The 18,068-nt window shown below is 65.5% G+C and carries 16 protein-coding genes; 14 read left to right on the top strand and 2 right to left on the bottom strand.

What is annotated here, in order from left to right:
* Positions 1–8: 8 nt before the first annotated feature.
* From TVB01_RS14615 to TVB01_RS14575, 9 genes are all read left to right on the top strand, one after another.
* Positions 9–761, top strand: coding sequence for an SDR family NAD(P)-dependent oxidoreductase (locus tag TVB01_RS14615; RefSeq protein WP_422456635.1), 753 nt, complete (start codon positions 9–11; stop codon positions 759–761).
* A gap of 65 nt (positions 762–826) precedes the next feature.
* Positions 827–1,786, top strand: coding sequence for an ATP-grasp domain-containing protein (locus TVB01_RS14610; RefSeq protein ID WP_422456634.1), 960 nt, complete (start codon positions 827–829; stop codon positions 1,784–1,786).
* Between the two features lie 88 nt (positions 1,787–1,874).
* On the top strand, positions 1,875–3,563 hold the full coding sequence (locus TVB01_RS14605; protein WP_422456633.1) for a long-chain-fatty-acid--CoA ligase: 1,689 nt from the start codon (positions 1,875–1,877) through the stop codon (positions 3,561–3,563).
* A 303-nt stretch (positions 3,564–3,866) separates the two neighbouring features.
* On the top strand, positions 3,867–4,949 hold the full coding sequence (locus TVB01_RS14600) for a YsnF/AvaK domain-containing protein (RefSeq protein WP_422456632.1): 1,083 nt from the start codon (positions 3,867–3,869) through the stop codon (positions 4,947–4,949).
* 232 nt (positions 4,950–5,181) lie between these two features.
* Positions 5,182–5,670 (top strand): DUF805 domain-containing protein, encoded by a 489-nt coding sequence (locus TVB01_RS14595; protein WP_422456631.1) that lies wholly within the window; start codon positions 5,182–5,184, stop codon positions 5,668–5,670.
* 96 nt (positions 5,671–5,766) lie between these two features.
* Positions 5,767–9,255, top strand: a complete 3,489-nt coding sequence (locus tag TVB01_RS14590; protein WP_422456630.1) for a bifunctional proline dehydrogenase/L-glutamate gamma-semialdehyde dehydrogenase — start codon at positions 5,767–5,769, stop codon at positions 9,253–9,255.
* 322 nt (positions 9,256–9,577) lie between these two features.
* Complete coding sequence (locus TVB01_RS14585) at positions 9,578–9,817, top strand: hypothetical protein (protein WP_422456629.1); 240 nt, start codon at positions 9,578–9,580, stop codon at positions 9,815–9,817.
* Between the two features lie 118 nt (positions 9,818–9,935).
* Positions 9,936–10,973 carry a 3-hydroxyisobutyryl-CoA hydrolase gene (locus TVB01_RS14580; RefSeq protein WP_422456628.1) on the top strand — a complete coding sequence of 346 codons (1,038 nt, stop codon included), beginning with the start codon at positions 9,936–9,938 and terminating at the stop codon, positions 10,971–10,973.
* A gap of 18 nt (positions 10,974–10,991) precedes the next feature.
* Positions 10,992–11,828 carry an SDR family NAD(P)-dependent oxidoreductase gene (locus TVB01_RS14575; RefSeq protein WP_422456627.1) on the top strand — a complete coding sequence of 279 codons (837 nt, stop codon included), beginning with the start codon at positions 10,992–10,994 and terminating at the stop codon, positions 11,826–11,828.
* A 30-nt stretch (positions 11,829–11,858) separates the two neighbouring features.
* Here TVB01_RS14575 and TVB01_RS14570 read toward each other — a convergent pair whose 3' ends face one another.
* On the bottom strand, positions 11,859–12,098 hold the full coding sequence (locus TVB01_RS14570; protein WP_422456626.1) for a hypothetical protein: 240 nt from the start codon (positions 12,096–12,098) through the stop codon (positions 11,859–11,861).
* A 124-nt stretch (positions 12,099–12,222) separates the two neighbouring features.
* Between TVB01_RS14570 and TVB01_RS14565 the strand changes: the two genes are divergently transcribed.
* Together TVB01_RS14565 and malQ are read left to right on the top strand one after the other, a co-directional pair.
* Positions 12,223–12,552, top strand: coding sequence for a DUF6221 family protein (locus TVB01_RS14565; protein WP_422456625.1), 330 nt, complete (start codon positions 12,223–12,225; stop codon positions 12,550–12,552).
* A 96-nt stretch (positions 12,553–12,648) separates the two neighbouring features.
* Positions 12,649–14,805, top strand: a complete 2,157-nt coding sequence (malQ, locus tag TVB01_RS14560; RefSeq protein WP_422456624.1) for a 4-alpha-glucanotransferase — start codon at positions 12,649–12,651, stop codon at positions 14,803–14,805.
* A gap of 12 nt (positions 14,806–14,817) precedes the next feature.
* Here the strand turns inward: malQ and TVB01_RS14555 are convergent, their stop codons facing one another.
* The gene (locus tag TVB01_RS14555) at positions 14,818–15,318 is read right to left on the bottom strand and encodes a MarR family winged helix-turn-helix transcriptional regulator (RefSeq protein WP_422456623.1); all 501 of its coding nucleotides are present in this window, start codon (positions 15,316–15,318) and stop codon (positions 14,818–14,820) included.
* A gap of 91 nt (positions 15,319–15,409) precedes the next feature.
* On the opposite strand from TVB01_RS14555, the gene TVB01_RS14550 reads away from it, so the two are divergent.
* The 3 genes from TVB01_RS14550 to TVB01_RS14540 all read left to right on the top strand — a co-directional run bounded on the left by TVB01_RS14550 (position 15,410) and on the right by TVB01_RS14540 (position 17,937).
* Positions 15,410–16,336: an SDR family NAD(P)-dependent oxidoreductase gene (locus TVB01_RS14550; protein WP_422456622.1), complete on the top strand. Its 927-nt coding sequence runs from the start codon at positions 15,410–15,412 to the stop codon at positions 16,334–16,336.
* 27 nt (positions 16,337–16,363) lie between these two features.
* Positions 16,364–16,819: a MaoC family dehydratase gene (locus TVB01_RS14545; protein WP_422456621.1), complete on the top strand. Its 456-nt coding sequence runs from the start codon at positions 16,364–16,366 to the stop codon at positions 16,817–16,819.
* 107 nt (positions 16,820–16,926) lie between these two features.
* The gene (locus TVB01_RS14540) at positions 16,927–17,937 is read left to right on the top strand and encodes an ABC transporter substrate-binding protein (RefSeq protein WP_422456620.1); all 1,011 of its coding nucleotides are present in this window, start codon (positions 16,927–16,929) and stop codon (positions 17,935–17,937) included.
* The last annotated feature ends 131 nt before the right edge of the window (positions 17,938–18,068 follow it).

Raw genomic sequence — 18,068 nt, 5'->3', positions numbered from 1 at the left:
CTGGCCCCATGACTGAAACGGCAGTAATTACCGGTGCAACCTCGGGCCTGGGCGCTGAATTCGCCCGCCAGCTGGCTGAGCGCGGCTACAACGTTGTGCTCACCGCCCGGGATAAGGAGCGGCTGGAAGCCAAGGCGGGGGAACTCGCATCCCGCTACAGGGTGGAGGCAACCGTGCTTCCCGCGGACCTGTCCACCACGCAGGGTGTGGAGGCAGTGGCTGCCAGGGTGGCACAGCCCGACGTCGCGGTCCTGGTCAACAACGCCGGCTACGGACTCAAGAACGACTTCCATGCCAACCCGGCCCAGACGGAGCTTGACCACTTGAACGTTCTGGTCACGGCGCCCCTGCTGCTCAGCCACGCTGCGGTCAATTCGATGCTGGGCCGGGGCGGAGGCCGGATCATCAACGTCGCCTCCGTGGCCGGATTCATTCCGCGCGGTACCTACAGTGCTGCGAAGTCCTGGGTCATCAACTTCAGCCGCTGGGCCAACCTGCACTACAACTCCCGCGGGATCACGGTAACGGCGGTCTGCCCTGGTTTCGTGCATACCGAATTCCACCAGCGGATGGACATGGACAAGACTCTCTACCCCAAATGGATGTGGCTGGACGCGGACCGCGTGGTGCGCGAGGGACTCAAGGACGCGTTCGCCGGCAAGGGTGTGTCCGTGCCGTCAACGCGTTACCGGGTCCTTGCCGCGATCGGCAGCAGGGGACCGCAGGCGTTGGTAGCCAGGATCGCCGGACGGGGCCGCTGAGAGCGTGCACGCCTGGTTTCCAGTAGGCTCCCAAGCACGCACCTATGCTCCGAAAGGCTCTTGAAATGGCACTGCCTGTATACGCCCTGCACGAGAATCCCGAATGGTTCCCGCCCTTCGCCAGGGCCTTCGAGGCGGAGGGCGTGGAGGTGCACGAATGGCTGCTGACTGACGGCGTCCTGGACCTGGACGCAGCACCACCGGAGGGGATTTTCTGGTCACGGATCAGCGCTTCCTCCCACACCCGCGGACACGGCCTGTCCAAGGATTATGCCCGCGCCGTACTTGCCTGGCTGGAGGCCCACGGCCGCCGCACGGTCAACGGCCGCCGCGTGCTGGAGCTGGAAATGAGCAAGGTGGACCAGCTGACCGCCCTGCGTGCCGCAGGCATCGAGACGCCCCGCACCGTCGCGGCGATCGGCCGCAGCCAGATCCTCGCTGCGGCCAAGGAATTCCCGGTGCCGTTCATCCTGAAGCACAACCAGGGCGGCAAGGGCCTGGGAGTCCGCAAGTTCGAATCCCACGGTGAGCTGGCCGACTATGTGGCTTCGGAGGAGTTCGAGGAACCTGCGGACGGCATCACGCTGGTGCAGGAGTTCATCCAGGCAGCGGAACCGTTCATCAGCCGGGTCGAGCTGGTTGGAGGAAAATTCGTCTACGCCATCCAGGCAGATACCGCCCGCGGCGGCTTCCAGCTCTGCCCTGCCGACGCCTGCGCGATCGACCCCTCCACCGGCAGGCCGATCATGCCGCCGGGTGCATCGATCGCGCCGGAACCCGACACCCAGCTCTTCAGCCTGCGGGAGGGATTCGACCACCCCATCATCGCCGCCTATGAGGAGTTCGCCCGCCGGACGGGTCTGGAAGTGTGCGGCATTGAATTCATCGAGGCCGCTGACGGCCGGCTCCTCACCTATGACGTGAACACCAATACGAACTACAACGCCGTGGTTGAGGCTGCAGCACCCGTCTCCGCTCCCCGGACACTGGCCGCCTATTTGGGGGCGCTCGCCGCAGAAGCGTAACTCCGGCCCATCCATCAGCGGGAGTTTTCTCTGCCTATGCCCGAACTGGAATATAGTCGGAAAGTACCGAACTAAGGAGCTCCTTCTCATGACCGCTGCCCAAGAACCGCTGTGGGTTAAGCACTACCAGCCCGGCGTGCCGGCAGAAATCGAACTGCCGACGGAATCGCTGACCGCAATGGTGGAAGACGCCGTTGCCCGGTTCGGCCCCAAGGTGGCCCTGGAGTTCTTTGGCGCCGAGACCACGTATGAGCAGCTGGGCGACCAGATCAACCGTGCAGCCGAAGGCCTGCGGAAGCTCGGGGTCCGCCATGGACACCGGGTCGCGATCATCCTGCCCAACTGCCCCCAGTACCTTGTCGCGTTCTATGCGGTCCTGCGGCTGGGCGGCGTCGTCGTCGGACACAACCCGCTGTACACCGAGCGCGAGCTGCGCCACCAGTTTGAGAACCACGGCGCGCAGGTCGCGATCGTCTGGGACAAGGCCGTCGAGAAAATCCAGGACTTCCCCGACGACGTCACGGTTCCCAACATCATTGCCGTGGACATCACCAAGGCCATGCCGCGGTTGAAGCGGATTGGCCTGCGCCTGCCGATTCCGTCCCTCCGCCGGACCCGTGCGGGCCTCACCACCAAGACCGAGCACACCATCCCCTGGGAAAAACTGCTTGCCAACGATCCGATCGACCCGCTGCACCCCAAGCCGACGGTCAACGACCTCGCCGCCCTGCAGTACACCTCCGGGACCACCGGCATGCCCAAGGGCGTGATGCTCAGCCACTACAACCTGCGTGCCAATGCCCTGCAGGGACAGGCCTGGATGCACGGAGCCAAGGAAGGGGAAGAGGTCATCTACGGCGTGCTGCCCATGTTCCACGCCTTTGGCCTGACCCTGTACCTGACGTTTGCCATGCTCACGGGTTCCCGGCTGGTGCTGTTTCCGAAGTTCGACGTTGACCTGGTCCTGGATGCGGCGAAGAAGTCCAAGCCCACCGTCTTCTGCGCCGTGCCGCCCATCTACGAAAAGGTGGCGATCGAGTCCAAGAAGCGCGGCATCGACATCTCCACCATCCGCTACGCGATTTCCGGGGCGATGACGCTTTCGTCGACGACTGTTGAGCTGTGGGAAGAGGTCTCCGGCGGACTGCTGGTTGAAGGCTACGGGTTGACCGAATCCTCCCCGGTGGCCCTGGGCAACCCATTCGCAGAAAGCCGCCGGAACGGAACCATCGGCGTGCCTTTCCCGAGCACGCACATGCGGGTGGCGGATCCGGACGATCTTTCCCGGGACGTTCCGCCCGGCGAACCCGGGGAACTGCTGATCAGCGGACCGCAGGTGTTTTCCGGGTACTGGAACAATCCCGAGGAAACCGAAGAAGTCCTGACCGAGGACGGCTGGCTGCGCACCGGGGACATCGTCACGGTGGACGAAGACGGTTTCGTGAAGGTGGTGGACCGCCGCAAGGAGCTCATCATCACGGGAGGGTTCAATGTCTCCCCGTCCGAAGTCGAAGAAGTCATCCGCAGCAACCAGGACGTCGCCGACGTCGCCGTGGTGGGCCTGGAACGGGGAGCCGGCGGCGAGCAGGTAGTTGCCGCCGTCGTGATGCAGCCGGACACCAAACTGGATGAACAGGCACTGCGTGCCTTCTGCCGCGAACGGCTCACCCCCTACAAGGTTCCCCGCCGCATCGTGGCGATCGAGGAGCTGCCCAAATCGATGCTGGGGAAGGTGCTGCGGAAGCAGGTCCGCGACTCGCTGACGGGCACCATCTAGATAGGCTCAGTCTCCAGTCCAGAAGCACGCCGAAGGGGCGGCCGCCGCATGGTGGCCGGCCCTTCGGCGTGCCGGGTTCATCTTGGGGCGCCTATACACAGGCAGTGGAATAATAAGTAGGCTTGGTAGTGCAGGCCCGGCCCGAACACGAAGGCCGTGACAAAGCCACGGACATGCGCCGATGAACCGGTAACCAGGCCGCTGCGGGCGGAAGCAGCAGGGATGGAAGTGGCTCCAACTGATCGTGAATTCCATGCGCCGGGGGTCCCCGGCGTACATCCGCTGCCGAAGGAGAACAACACGATGATCAGCAATCAGCAAGTCGAAGGACTCATGGCCTCTTCGGGAAACGTGCTCGGTCCCAACGGAGACAAAATCGGATCCGTGGGAACGTTCTACCTCGATGACCAGACGAACGAGCCCGCCTGGGTGACGGTAAATACCGGGCTCTTCGGTTCCAACGAGACCTTTGTCCCCCTCAGCGAGGCGACCGTGGAGGGCATGGATGTGCTGGTGCCCTACTCCAAGGAGGAAGTGAAGAACGCCCCCCAGATCGAAAGCGACGGCTCCATCAGTGCCGAGGAGGAAGTCACTCTCTATCGTTACTACGGCTTTACCTACGACGACGGAAGCTCCGGCACTGAGTCGATGGAAGCAGACGGCGGGACGGACACCCTGATCGAGTCCGAGACGGACACCATTTCGGGTACGGACGGGCAATCGTCGGGCATGTTCCATGACGATCACAGCTCCGGCTCAGGTACTTCCGGCACCGGGACGTCGGGAGCGGGCATGGGGTCAGGTTCGGGTATGGGCGGCTCGGGGAGCGGGTCCGGAATGGGCAGCGGCTCGGGCACCGGCTCCGCGAACCTCTCAGAGCACAGCGGTTCGAACGTGGACGATGCCATGACCCGTTCGGAAGAGCGGCTCGACGTCGGCACCCAGCGCCGCGAGACCGGCAAGGCCCGGCTGCGCAAGTACACGGTGACGGACACCGTCACCACGGAAGTGCCGGTGAGCCACGAAGAGGTCGTGATCGAGCGTGAGCCCATCACTGACGCCAACCGGGAAGCCGCGATGCGCGGTCCGGAGCTGCGGGAGGACGAGTACGAAGTTACCCTGCACAGCGAGGAGCCTGTCGTCGAGAAGCACACCGAACCGGTGGAGCGTATCCGACTGGGCACCGAAACTGTGAGCGGGACGGAGACCGTGAGCGAAGAAGTGCAGAAGGAGAAGATCGACACCGAAGTGGATGATGCCGCCGGGCGCAACATGTCCACGGGGTCAGACCACGGCTCCGGGCATCACAGTTCCGGATCCGGCCACGATTCAGGATCGGGCGGTTCCGGTTCGGGTCACGATTCAGGGTCGGGCAGCTCGCGCTGATTCCAGACCCGGGTTGTGAGGAGCCAGGCTCCCAAGGAAAAGACCCCGCAGGCCTTCCCGGCTGCGGGGTCTTTTCCTGTTCCGGCAGGGATCCCATGCGTTCGCACGAAATCCCGCGCTGACCTGCAGGAACGTTGCACGCCGCGGAGTCGACGCATCGGAGGATTTGGGGTAGGCTCCCTGCGTCAAAGTTCTAAGCAGACTTAGCGCTGCGTACTACCAGGGGGAAATCATGTCTCATCAGTCTGCCCACAACCCGTACGCCCCGGCCCAGCCCGGGCCGGCGGATCTTTCCCAGCCGCTCTACGGCGCCAGCTTCGGTGAAGCCGTCAAGCGGTTCTTCAAGAAATACGCCACCTTCTCCGGCCGTGCGAGCCGCAGCGAATACTGGTGGTACATGTTGTTCAACTTCGTGGTCTACACCGCCCTGGCCGTCATTACGAACCTTGGCGTGAATTCCTATGGAGAGCCGACGGGCCTCGGCATCATTGCCGCACTGCTGCTGCTGGCCTTCTCGCTCGGCGTCCTGGTTCCCGGCATTGCGCTCCTGGTCCGCCGACTGCATGACGGCGGCTTCTCGGGCTGGATGGCACTGCTGGGGCTGGTCCCCTTCGTCGGTGGCCTCATCATCCTGGTCTTCACGCTCCTGCCCAGCAAGCCCGAAGGCGCACGCTTCGACGCCGGAGCCCAGCAGCAGTACGCAGCCTACCCGCAGGCATAACCGAGGGTCTGTCCCCGGCTCCCACCTCGGCCGGTATAACCGCAGGTGGGAGCCGGGCCCCTTCCGGAACAGGGCCATGGCTCCAATACTGGGGGTATGACCCATGCTATTTCGTCATCGTCCGGCAGCGACGCCGGAAACCCGTCCGACCCACGCTCGGCTGATCTGGCAGAGGAAACAGTCCAGCTTGTCCGCCGCTGGCTCTCGGAGGCATCCACCATCCGCGTGGATGCCTCCGCAGCCCAGCTGGCAGGAATCCTGAAGGACCCGGGCGGACTCGAATTCACCGTCGGATTCGTGGACGGGGTCGTGCGTCCCGAAGACCTCTCGGTCGCTGCCCGGAACCTTGCCGCGCTGGCACCGAGGGTCCCGGGCTTCCTGCCCTGGTACATGCGCGCAGCCGTTCGTGCCGGGGGCGTCCTGGCGCCCGTGGTGCCCGGCATTGTCGTCCCCGCTGCCCGGGCGGTGCTGAGGCGGATGGTCGGGCACCTGATTATCGACGCCACTGATGCCCGGCTGGGAAAAAGCATCAGGCACATCCGCCGCGACGGTGTCCGCCTGAACATGAACCTCCTGGGTGAAGCTGTGCTGGGCCGTACGGAAGCGGCACGCCGGCTGGAGGGAACCCGGCGCCTGCTCGAACGTGAGGACGTGGACTACGTCTCGATTAAGGTTTCCTCCACCGTCGCACCGCATGCGCCCTGGGCTTTCGACGAGGCCGTCGCCGACGTCGTCGAGACACTCACGCCCCTCTACCGGCTCGCGGCCGGCGCTGCCCGGCCCAAGTTCATCAACCTGGACATGGAGGAGTACAAGGACCTGGAGCTGACCATGGCCGTGTTCATGAAGCTGCTCTCCCGTCCCGAGTTCCACCGGCTCGAAGCCGGGTTGGTCCTCCAGGCGTACCTGCCGGACGCGCTTGGCGCGATGCAGCGGCTTCAGGGTTTCGCCGCCGAACGCCGCGCCGGCGGCGGGGCTGGAATCAAGGTGCGGCTGGTCAAGGGCGCGAACCTTCCGATGGAAGCCGTTGAGGCCTCGCTGCACGGCTGGCCCCTGGCCACGTGGGGCAGCAAGCAGGAAACGGATACCAACTACAAACGGGTCCTGGACTACGCCCTGCAGCCCGAACGGATTGCCAACGTCCGGCTCGGAGTTGCCGGACACAACCTCTTCGACATCGCCTACGCCTGGCTGCTGGCCGGACGCCGCGGGGTGCGGGAAGGTATCGACGTCGAGATGCTCCTGGGTATGGCCGCCGCCCAGGCAGAGGTGGTCAAGGCCGACGTCGGGCACCTGCTGCTCTACACCCCGGTGGTGCATCCGTCAGAGTTCGACGTCGCCATCGCGTACCTGGTGCGCCGGCTCGAGGAGGGTGCCAGCAGCGAGAACTTCATGTCCGCCGTGTTCGACCTCGCCTCCGATGACACGCTGTTCGAGCGGGAACGGCAGCGTTTCCTCTCCTCCCTGGACGGGCTGGACGGTTCGGTCCCTGAACCGAACCGCCGCCAGGACCGCACCCTGCCGCCCGTCCCGCCCGGAGAAGGATTCGAGAACACCCCGGACACAGACCCCTCCCTTCCCGCCAACCGGATCTGGGGGAGGGAGATCCTGGCCCGGGTTCCAGGCTCCGAGCTCGGGCTGCTGTCCCTGGCCGCGTCCCGGATAGAAACCGAAGAGGAACTCGAGGAGATCCTGGCCGGAGCTGCCGCGGCCCAGGCCGAGTGGGGCGCGCTCGGCGGCAGGGGCCGTGCTGCTGTCCTCCGCCGTGCCGCCGAAGGACTGGAAGCCCGGCGCGCCCAGTTTCTGGAGGTCATGGCTGCGGAGGCCGGCAAGACACTGGACCAGGGCGACCCGGAGGTATCCGAGGCGATCGACTTCGCACTCTGGTACGCCGCGCGTGCCGAGGAGCTCGACGACGTCGACGGAGCGTTCTTCCACCCGTCCCGCCTCACCGTGGTCACCCCGCCCTGGAACTTCCCGGTCGCCATCCCGGCCGGCTCCACCCTCGCGGCCCTGGCTGCCGGTTCGGCCGTTGTGCTGAAGCCTGCCGGCCCGGCCAGCCGCTGCGGTGCAGTCTTGGCCGAAACGCTGTGGGAGGCCGGTGTGCCGCGGGATGTCCTGCGGTTCGTGCAGCTGGGGGAGTCCGAGCTTGGCCGCCAGCTCATCTCCCACCCGCTGGTGGACCGCGTCATCCTCACGGGAGCCTATGAGACCGCGGAACTCTTCCGGTCCTTCCGCCCCGACCTGCCGCTGCTGGCAGAGACCTCGGGCAAGAACGCCATTGTGGTGACTCCGAGCGCCGACTTCGACCTCGCCGCCCGGGACGTCGCTGCGTCGGCCTTCGGGCACGCCGGGCAGAAGTGTTCGGCCGCGTCGCTGGTGATCCTGGTGGGCTCCGTGGCTGAATCCCGGCGTTTCCACCACCAACTCCTGGACGCTGTGCAGTCACTGGTGGTGGGGCGCCCGGAGGATCCCGAAACGCAGATGGGCCCCGTGGTCGAGCCCGCTGCCGGCAAACTGCTGCGCGGCCTAACGAAACTGGGTCCGGGGGAGTCCTGGGTCCTGCAGCCGCAGAAACTCGACGTCGAAGGCCGGCTCTGGAGCCCTGGGATCCGGGCCGGGGTCCGTCCGGGCTCCGAGTTCCACCTCACCGAGTATTTCGGACCCGTGCTTGGGGTGATGCGGGCGTCCACCCTCGAGGAAGCCGTGAAACTGCAGAACCAGGTCGAGTACGGGCTGACGGCAGGACTGCATTCCCTGGATCCGGAGGAAATACGCTTCTGGACCGGGAAGGTGCAGGCCGGAAACCTCTACGTGAACCGGGGAATCACCGGGGCGATTGTGCGGCGGCAACCCTTTGGCGGGTGGAAGAAATCCTCAGTGGGCGCGGGCACCAAGGCCGGTGGACCCAATTACCTGCTGGGCCTGGGCAGCTGGACATCCCGCCCGTCCACGGCGGACGCGCAGCCCGAACAGGACGCGGTTGCCCTGCTCGCCGAGGCGGACCTCTCCGGAAGCTACTCCGCAGCGGAGATGGATTTCCTGGCCCGCTCGGCGGCCAGTGACGCGGCCGCCTGGCGTGCAGGGTACGGTCAGGTGCGTGACGTTTCCGGCCTGCTCGCGGAGCGGAACCTGCTGCGCTACCTTCCGGTCGCCGTCCATGTCCGGCTTGCGGAGGGAGAGGCGGAGGCGGGCCTGCTGCGGGTGCTGTCTGCAGGCCTGCGCGCGGGTGCGCCGGTGACCGTTTCGGTTCCGTTCCCGCTGCCTTCGGGGATCTGCGCGCTGCTCGCCGGCCGCGGCTACCGGGTGAGTGTGGAGGATGACGCCGGCTGGCTTGCCCGCCTGGGTTCCGGATCGGGGTTTGACGGCGGGCTGCCGGCCCGCATCCGGCTGCTGGGCGGGAACCGGCTCGCTCTCGCCGCTGCTGTCAGGGGACGCCCGGACGTTGCGGTCTACATTCAGCCGGTGACCGAGTCGGGGCGGGTGGAACTGCTGCCGTTCCTGCACGAACAGGCCATCAGCATCACGGCGCACCGCTTCGGCACCCCGAGTCCCATTGCCGATGTGACGCCCGGGGTGCCCTGATCCGGGGTGCCCTGGTCCGAGGGGCCGTAAGCCGGAAAGGGTTTTGTGCTGCCTCTGGTTTTCGCTGTCCCGGGCTGTTACGGTCCTCGGCATGGACATGCTCATTTTCGAGTAGCGAACTGCGCGCCGGCCGGGAAGCCCTGGGTTATCCCCGCCGGTCCGCGTCGCTCTAAGCAGACCGCACAGTACACAGCTTGTTGAGGCTTTGGCCTCCGAGTCCTTCCGTCTGCACCTCGAAAACTGCTGATGGCGTAACGCCTCCGCACGCCCGGAAGGGCACAGCCTGTCCCCGGCAAGCCTCAGAAGATCTGGAGCTAAGACCATGACGAAGCCGATCAAGAAACCCACCGAAGTGTCCACCCAGACGTCCACTGAACCGGAACTGCAGGTCAACATCGCGCCCGCAGCCGCCCGGAGGCTTAGCGAGGAAGGCCTGCGCCGCCTGGCTTCCGCCAAGTCGGCCGAGGCGAACCTGCCAGGCTGGCAAAGCCTTGGCAAGGGAGGAAAACCGAACCATGCCAACGGCCGTCAGGGCCCGCGGGAGCGTAAGGTCCGCTGGTAGGAATCTCTGGTGAACCGGCTGCAGGCTGCCCGCCTGCAGCCGGTTTGCTGTTGCGGTGAGGATTCTACGGAGTTGGGGCCGGGCCGCATTATTTGGGATGCTAAACATCATGGATTTAATGCCCCCCGCCACTTTGCCCCGGCCTTCCGCCCACGCTACCGACGAACTTCTCGCGTGGATTTCCGGTGGCCTGGGAACCATCCGCCTGAACCGGCCGCGGGCCTTGAACGCGATGAACGTGCACATGGTGAAGGCCATGGACCGGGTGCTGCAGGACTGGGCAGCGGACGACGCCGTCCGCGCCGTCCTGCTCGTGGGTGCCGGTGACCGCGGCTTGTGTGCCGGCGGGGACATCCGTGCCATTGCCGCCGGAACAGACGCCGAAGCAATAGAGTTCTGGAGCGCAGAATATGCCCTCAACGCCGCCGTAGCGTCCTTCCCGAAGCCCTATGTCGCAGTGATGGACGGCGTCGTCATGGGCGGTGGCATCGGAGTGTCCGGCCATGCCGGCATCCGGATCGTCACCGAACGGACCCAGGCCGCCATGCCGGAAGTCCGGATCGGCTTCAGCCCGGACTGCGCCGGCGCCCTGCTCCTGGCCCAGGCACCCGGCGAACTGGGCACCCATCTGGCCCTGACTGCCGGCACCATGACGGGTGCTGATGCCATCCTGTGCGGCTTTGCGGACTACTACGTCCCCTCCGGGTTGCTTCCCGCCTTGGCTGCCGAACTGGAGGAATCGCCTTCCGACGCTGCCGCCGTGGTGGCGGATTTCGCCGTCGAGCCGCCTGAAGCGCCGCTCGCGGCTGAACAGGACTGGATCGACGAATGCTATGCGGGAACGGACCTGCAGCTCATTCTCGAACGTCTGGACCGTCACGGGGCACCAGCGGCTGCCGAAGCTGCGAAGGCGATCCGGTGTATGGCACCGTTCTCCTTGTCAGTTGCCCTGGCTGCGCTGCGCGCAGCAGCGCAGGATCCTGTGCTGGAGAAGGTGCTGGCCCGGGACCTGACCATGGCGGACCGGATGATCGGCCGGCCGGATTTCCGTGAAGGAGTCCGGGCCCGGCTGATTGACCGGGATGCTCCGGCATGGACGCCGGGACGGCTGGAGGACGTCTCCGTCGAAGATGTCGCGTGGACGCTGGCTCTTTAGCAGCAGCGGCAGCAGCGGTTGGCGGAGGGACGCTGGTCCCGCCGCCGCGCCGGTGCCATGATGGTGGCCCGCACAGGTTCGGGCAAAGGACACCTCATGCTGCTCAACGGCAGGAACGCAATCATTTACGGCGGCGGCGGCTCGATCGGCGGTGCGGTCGGCAGGGCGTTCGCCCGTGAAGGTGCACGGGTTTTCCTGGTCGGCAGGCACGCCGAACCGTTGCACTCCGTCGCCGAGCAGATCCGGGAAGCGGGCGGGCTGGCGGAAACTGCCGTCCTGGACGCGCTGAACCAGGAGGCGGTCAACGCGCATGCCGACGACGTCGCCTCCAGCGCCGGAAGCCTGGATATCTCCGTCAACGTCATCCAGCACGGGGATGTTCAGGGAACTCCGATGGCCGCCATGTATGTGGAGGACTACCTGCGACCGGTGTCCACCGCAGTCCAGGCAACCCTCATCACTGCCCAGGCTGCTGCCCGGCACATGATGGAACAGGGCTCCGGAGTCATACTGGCCTTCGGCGGATCAGGGACCCAGAATCCGGGACAACACCTGGGCGGCCTCATCACGGCCTTTGAAGCGATTGAAGCAATGCGCCGCCAGCTCGCCGTCGAACTGGGGCCGCACGGCATTCGAGTGGTGACCCTGCGTTCCGGCGGCATACCGGAGTCGCTGCCCGCGGACCTGGAAGGTCGGGAGGACATTGCCGCCGCGATTCAGGGTGCCACGATGCTGGGCCGTGCCGCGACGCTCGACGACGTCGGGAACGCGGCGGTCTTCGCGGCGTCGGACATGGCAGCGAGTGTGACGGCAGCAACGATCAACATCAGTGCAGGCGCGTTGATTGACTGGTAGCAGCGCCCGTTCCGGGGCCGGGGAGCGGAGCTAGGGGAGGGTCCGCCAGATGGTGTAATCCTCGGTGCTTACCGCCGTGTGCGTTCCGGACTCTTCGTCGCGCAGCCACAGCGTAGCCAGCCCAGGGGCCGTATCCCGCACTTCTCCCCGATAGTAGACGTGGCCGCCGCTGCGGACTTCAACGTGGTCTCCGCGGTGGATCGAACTGATATTGCGGATGCGGCGGGCAGAGGTATTGGAGGTAGATGGGGACGGGATGGCTGAGGGCAAGCTTTTTACTCCTGGACAGTTCCTAAGGGGGCCTAGTTATGTCAACCGATCAACTGCCCCCAAATATTCCCAAAGCGGTATCGCCCCCCTGACGCAGGGTTGTCCGGAGGGTAAAGTCTGGGCCATGGACATCGTGGATTTCCTGCTAACGCGCTTTCACGAAGACGCCGCGGAGTCCCGCAAGCTGCTGGGCGGTTCCGAGATTTCACTCTCGGACCGCTGGTATGAGGAACGGCTCCTGCGGGAATGCGAAGCGAAGCTGATGCTGATCGACATCATTGGCGGTGCACGCCGCAATGCCCTGTCCAGGATGCTGCAGGAGACGGAGGACGGCAGCCGTGCCTACGCAGACGAACTGGAGTGGACCACGCTGGCTTTGGCTGCTTTGGCTGCTCCCTATGCCGACCATTCCGAATACCAGGACGTCTGGCGGCTGGTGGAAAAGCGCCCCTGATTTCCACCATCCCCGGGCAGATCCCGCTGACCGTCCGCTGGTCTGTCGGGATCAGCGGCAAACGCCTAGATTGGCAGGCATGACTGTGGAGACCACATGAACGCCGTAAGTGAAGATACCGGTGGGGCATCCGCCGGCCGCGCTGTCCTGGAACAGCTCGCGGAAGCCAAGCGGGTGGCCACGACGTTCACCGGCTGGAACGGCGGCCGGCAAGATGTTTCGGACACAACCCTGAGGACAATCCTCGCGGCACGGGGAGCTCCGGCGGATACGCCGGCGCAGGCTGAGGAATCGCTGCGGGAGGCCCTGGCCGGTCCTTGGCGGAGGGTACTGCCTCCGACAGTGGTGGTGCGGGCGGGACACCCCGTATCCGTGGCTGTCCACGTGGCACCGGGAACCACTGTGCGGGCATGGATCGACCTCGAGGACGGGGGCACGGCGCAGCTGCCCTCGCCCGGCGAACCGGAGGAATCCGCCGTCGTCGACGGAACCGAAATCCAGCGCACACAGCTGGCACTGCCGGCGGAGCTTCCGCTGGGCTGGCACCGGCTGCACGTTGACACAGGCGGAGTCCAGGCCGACTCCGTGCTGGTGGTTACGCCGGACCGGCTGCCCGGTCCCGGACGCGGGGGACAGGAACGGAACTGGGGCATCATGGCCCAGCTGTATTCCGTCCGCTCCGAACGTTCCTGGGCGGTCGGCGACTTGGCCGACCTTGCTGACCTTTCCGCCATCTCGGGTGTTTCGGGTGCCGGATTTATCCTGATCAATCCGCTCCATGCGGCGGAACCGGTGCCTCATGTCGAGGACTCGCCCTATCTTCCCGCGACGCGGCGTTTCTTCAACCCGCTCTACATCAGGGTGGAGGCCGTCCCGGAATACAGCTATCTTCCGTCCGCGACCCGTGCCGGAATCGAAGCCCGGGCCGCCGGCCAGCAGGCGCTGAACCATGATGCCAGGCTGCTTGACCGGGATACGTCCTATGCGGCCAAACTCCAGAGCCTGCGCGAGGTGTACCAGGTGCCGCGCAGCCCCTCCCGCGAGCAGCAGTTCCAGGCTTTCGTCCGCGGCGAAGGCGCAGGACTGGAGAGTTTTGCCCTGTGGTGTGCCCTCGCCGCGCAGTCCTCGGCGGGGGCGCCGGAATGGGAAGCAGGGTTGCACAGCGACTATGCCCGGGCGAAGGCGGTTGAACTTTCCGCGGACATACGGTTCTACCAGTGGCTCCAGTGGATCTGTGACGAGCAGCTGGAAAACGCCCAGCGTGCGGCCCGGCGAGCCGGGATGGGGATAGGAATTGTGCACGATCTGGCGGTCGGCGTCCATCCCGGCGGCGCGGACGCCTGGACCCTGCGGGATGTACTGGTTCCCGAAGTTTCGGTGGGGGCACCGCCGGACATGTTCAACCAGGTGGGGCAGGATTGGAGCCAGCCGCCCTGGGACCCGGACCGGCTGGCTGAAAGCGGTTACGGGGCATACCGGGACATGCTTCGCACGGTCCTGCGTCATGCCGGTGGAGTCCGGGTGGACCATATCCTCGGCCTGTTCCGGCTCTGGTGGATCCCGCGCGGCGAGGCACCCGGCCACGGCGCGTACGTGTACTACGACCACGAGGCGCTCGTCGGAATCCTGGCCCTCGAAGCGCAGCGCGCGGGGGCCGTCGTGATCGGTGAGGACCTTGGGGTCTTCGAGCCCTGGGTCCAGGACTACCTTGCCGAACGGGGTGTCCTCGGAACGTCGATCCTCTGGTTTGAGCACACCGCTGACGGACCGCGCCAACCTGAGGACTATCGTCCGGGGGCGCTTGCCACGATCGGTACCCATGACCTTCCGCCTGCCGCAGGCTACCTTGCAGGCGAGCATGTCAGGCTGAGGGACTCCCTGGGGCTGCTGAACCGTCCGCTGGAGGAAGAACGCGCCCTGGACAGGGAAGCGACGTCGGCAATCCTGGACCTGGTCAGGGAACACGGATTGCTCTCCGAGTCAGCGGGCGAACAGGAGACTGTCGAAGCCCTGCACCGCTTTCTCGCCGAGACGCCGTCAGCACTCATCGGCGTCGGTCTTGTGGATGCCGTGGGGGAATCCCGCATCCAGAACCAGCCGGGGACGTCAACTGAATACCCGAACTGGCGGATTCCGCTGGGCGGCCCGGACGGGGCACCTGTTCTCCTGGAAGACCTTGCCGGAAATCAGCGGTTCCGTTCCCTCGCCGAAGTCATGAACGAGTCACTGCGGGGAGCGCCTCCAGCCGGGTGAGCGGCGCAGGGCTCAGCGCTGCTGGTCAGCGAAGGCCACCCGGCGAAGCAGGGAACGGAGCTGGTCCCTTTCTGCGGCGGAGAGGGCCCCGAGGGCACTGTCTCCTGCATGCTGGACAATGGCGGCTGCCTCCGCGTAGAGGCGCTTGCCTGCGGCAGTCGGTGTGATGATGTTGGACCGGCGGTCACGAGGGTCGGCCTTGCGTTTCACGGCGCCGCGCTTCTCCAGCTCGTCTACCAGGGCCACGATCTGGCTCGGGTCCAGGAAGAGGAACTCGGCCAGTTCGCGCTGTGAGGGTTTCAGCCCGCTGCAGGCCAGGGAAAGCACCGAATACGAACGCACTTTGAGGTCCAGTGCAGCCAGCTCCTCGTTGGCGCGCCGCGAACCCACAGAACGGGCCCGGGCAGCCAGGAACTCGGTTTCATTCGCCAGCTCGGAGGAATACAGCCGCTCAATCCCGGTCTCGGCATCGGCAGCTGCGGCAGCATTGTCCCGTCGGACGGTCTGAGTCATGGGTCCAGAGTACGCCCAAACACAACTGTTGACATTCTCAACGATCTCCGTTGTTATGGTGTGAGGTAGGACACAATACTGAGGAGCTGGGATGTCCCTGGACGGCAAAGTCGCGATTGTTACCGGCAGCGGGCGGGGGCTGGGCCTCGCTTACGCCCGGGAGCTGGCCCGGCAGGGTGCGGCCGTGGTGGTGAACGACGTCGATGCCTCCGTTGCTGATGAGGCGGTAGCGGTGATCACGGCCGACGGCGGGCGTGCCGTGGCGGTTGTTGCCCCGGTGGGATCCACCGAGACGGCGCAGGCACTGGTGGCTGCGGCGGTGGAGAACTTCGGCGGCCTGGACATCCTGGTGACCAATGCCGGGGTGCTGCGCGATAAGAGCCTGCTGAAGATGACGGACGAGGATTTTGACCTGGTGATCAACGTGCATCTGCGCGGGACGTTCACCTGTGTGCGGGAGGCCTACGCCTACTTCAAGGAACACCATGTGGCGGGCCGGATCATCACGATTGGTTCCCCGACCGGGCAGCGCGGAAACTTCGGGCAGACCAACTACGCTGCGGCGAAGGCCGGGATCGTGGGCATGGTGCGGACCTGGGCGATGGAGATGAAGAAGGCCGGCGTGACCGCTAATGCGGTGATTCCGGTGGCGGCGACGGCGATGACGAAGACGGTCCCGTATTTCGCGGCCGCGGTGGAGGCGGATGAGCGCGGTGAGGCGATGCCTGATTTCTTCCGCAAGGACCTGGGTTTTGGTACGGCGGAGGATGTGGCCGGTTTGGTGGCGTTCCTGGCGTCGGAGGAAGCTGCGGGGATTACCGGTCAGGCGATTGGTGTGGGCGGGGATCGTTTGCAGTTGTGGTCCCATCCCGAGGCTGTGGCCACGCAGTACCGGGACGGGGGCTGGTCCTATGCGGATCTTGCCTCGGCGTTCCCGTTCGCCGGGCAGCAGCAGGGTGTGGGGGAGAAGTTCCCGCCCCTGCCCGAAGACCTCCAGCCGCAGACCGCTTCCAACTAGCTTCGACCAAGAAACAGGAAACCCGATATGAGCGCTACCGTTGTCACCCTCGAAGAACTGCCCGCACTGGCCGGCAAGGACCTGGGCTACACCGATTACGTCGAGATCACCCAGGACCAGATCAACACCTTTGCCGACGCCACGGATGACCACCAGTGGATCCATACCGATCCGGAGAAGGCCAAGGACGGCCCCTTCGGTGCGCCGATCGCCCACGGGTTCCTGACCCTGTCCCTGATCATCCCCCTGTGGAGTGCACTCTTTGACGTGGACGGTGTGAAGACCAAGGTCAATTACGGCCTGGACCGGGTCCGGTTCACCAACCCGGTGAAGGTGGGCTCCAAGGTCCGGCTGCACTCGGTGATCGCAGACGTCACCGAGGTCAAGGGCGGCGTGCAGATCAAGACGTCGAACACGATCGAGATCGAGGGCGAAGAGCGTCCCGCCGTCGTCGCCGAATTCCTGGCCCGTTTCTACGCCTGATTCCCAAGCATCCCAAGCTTCCGGCTCCCTCCGCGGGCCGGGAAGGAAAAGCTGTACCAAGCACCATCACCGCAGTATCCGTTTCTCCCTCAAGGAAGAGGAAAGCTATGAGGCACTTCATTACCCGCCGGTCCGCGAAGGTCTTCGCGCTCGGTGCCGTTGCGACGCTGGCACTGGCAGGCTGCGGCGGCGGCAGCCTGTCCGGCAGCGAGTCCGGATCACCTGCTGCTTCCGAGTCCGCCGGAAGCGGCGAACTCGAGAAGGTAGTAGTCGGTGTCCTGGCGATCGCCCCGTCGGCTGCCATGCACTACGGCATCGAGGAAGGCATCTTCGAGAAGCACGGGCTGGACGTCACGCTGGAGACGGGCCAGGGAGGTGCGGCCATGCTGCCGGCCGTCTCCACCGGAAGCATGAACTTCGCCGTAGGCAACCCGCTGACTGTGATGGTGGCCAAGGACAAGGGCCTGGACATGAAGATCGTCACGGGTTACTCCAACTCCTACGCGGAGGGGGAAGACATCAATGGCGTGGTGGCCCGGGCAGACTCCGGCATCACCTCCTTTGCCGATCTGGAGGGCAAGACCGCCACGGTCAACGCCATCAACACCCAGGGCGACCTGACCATCATGGAAGCCGCCTCACTGGCCGGTGCCGATCCCAGCGCCATCAACTTCTCCGAAATGCCCTTCCCGGACATGGAAGCGCAGCTCGAGCTGGGCAACACGGATGCCGTCTGGCTTCCCGAGCCGTTCCTGAGCAAGGCACTCTCCAACCCGGACAATGTCCTGGTCGGCTACTCCAACCAGGAAGCTGTTCCCGGAATGCCCACCATGGTGTCCTTCACTTCCGGCAAGTATGCGTCTGAAAACCCGGAGACCGTGGACAAGTTCAAGGACGCGATGCAGGAACTCCTGGTCCAGGCCGAGGAGAACATCGACGACGTCAAGGCGACCCTGCCTGACTTCATGACCATGCCTCCGGAAGTTGCCGCAAACCTCAAGATGGAGCAGTACGAGGCCGAACTCCGCACTGAACAGCTCAACGACATGGGTGAACTGATGCTCAAGTACAAGTTCGTCGAAAAGGCTCCTGACCTGGGATCCATGACGGTCGAATAGAGCCGTGCCGGGGGGGGGGGGGGGGGGCGCCCGCCCCCCCCGCCACCAGGCAGCAAACAGGATCGTTACCATGCCACTACCTGCCAACACCCATGACCAAGGCAGGGCCCCGCGATGACCAGATATATCGC

The sequence above is a fragment of the Arthrobacter sp. 7Tela_A1 genome, assembly GCF_049311065.1.
Lineage (GTDB): Bacteria > Actinomycetota > Actinomycetes > Actinomycetales > Micrococcaceae > Arthrobacter_B.
Note: the sequence above shows the minus strand (reverse complement) of the source record. Positions and strands in the feature narration are given on the sequence as shown.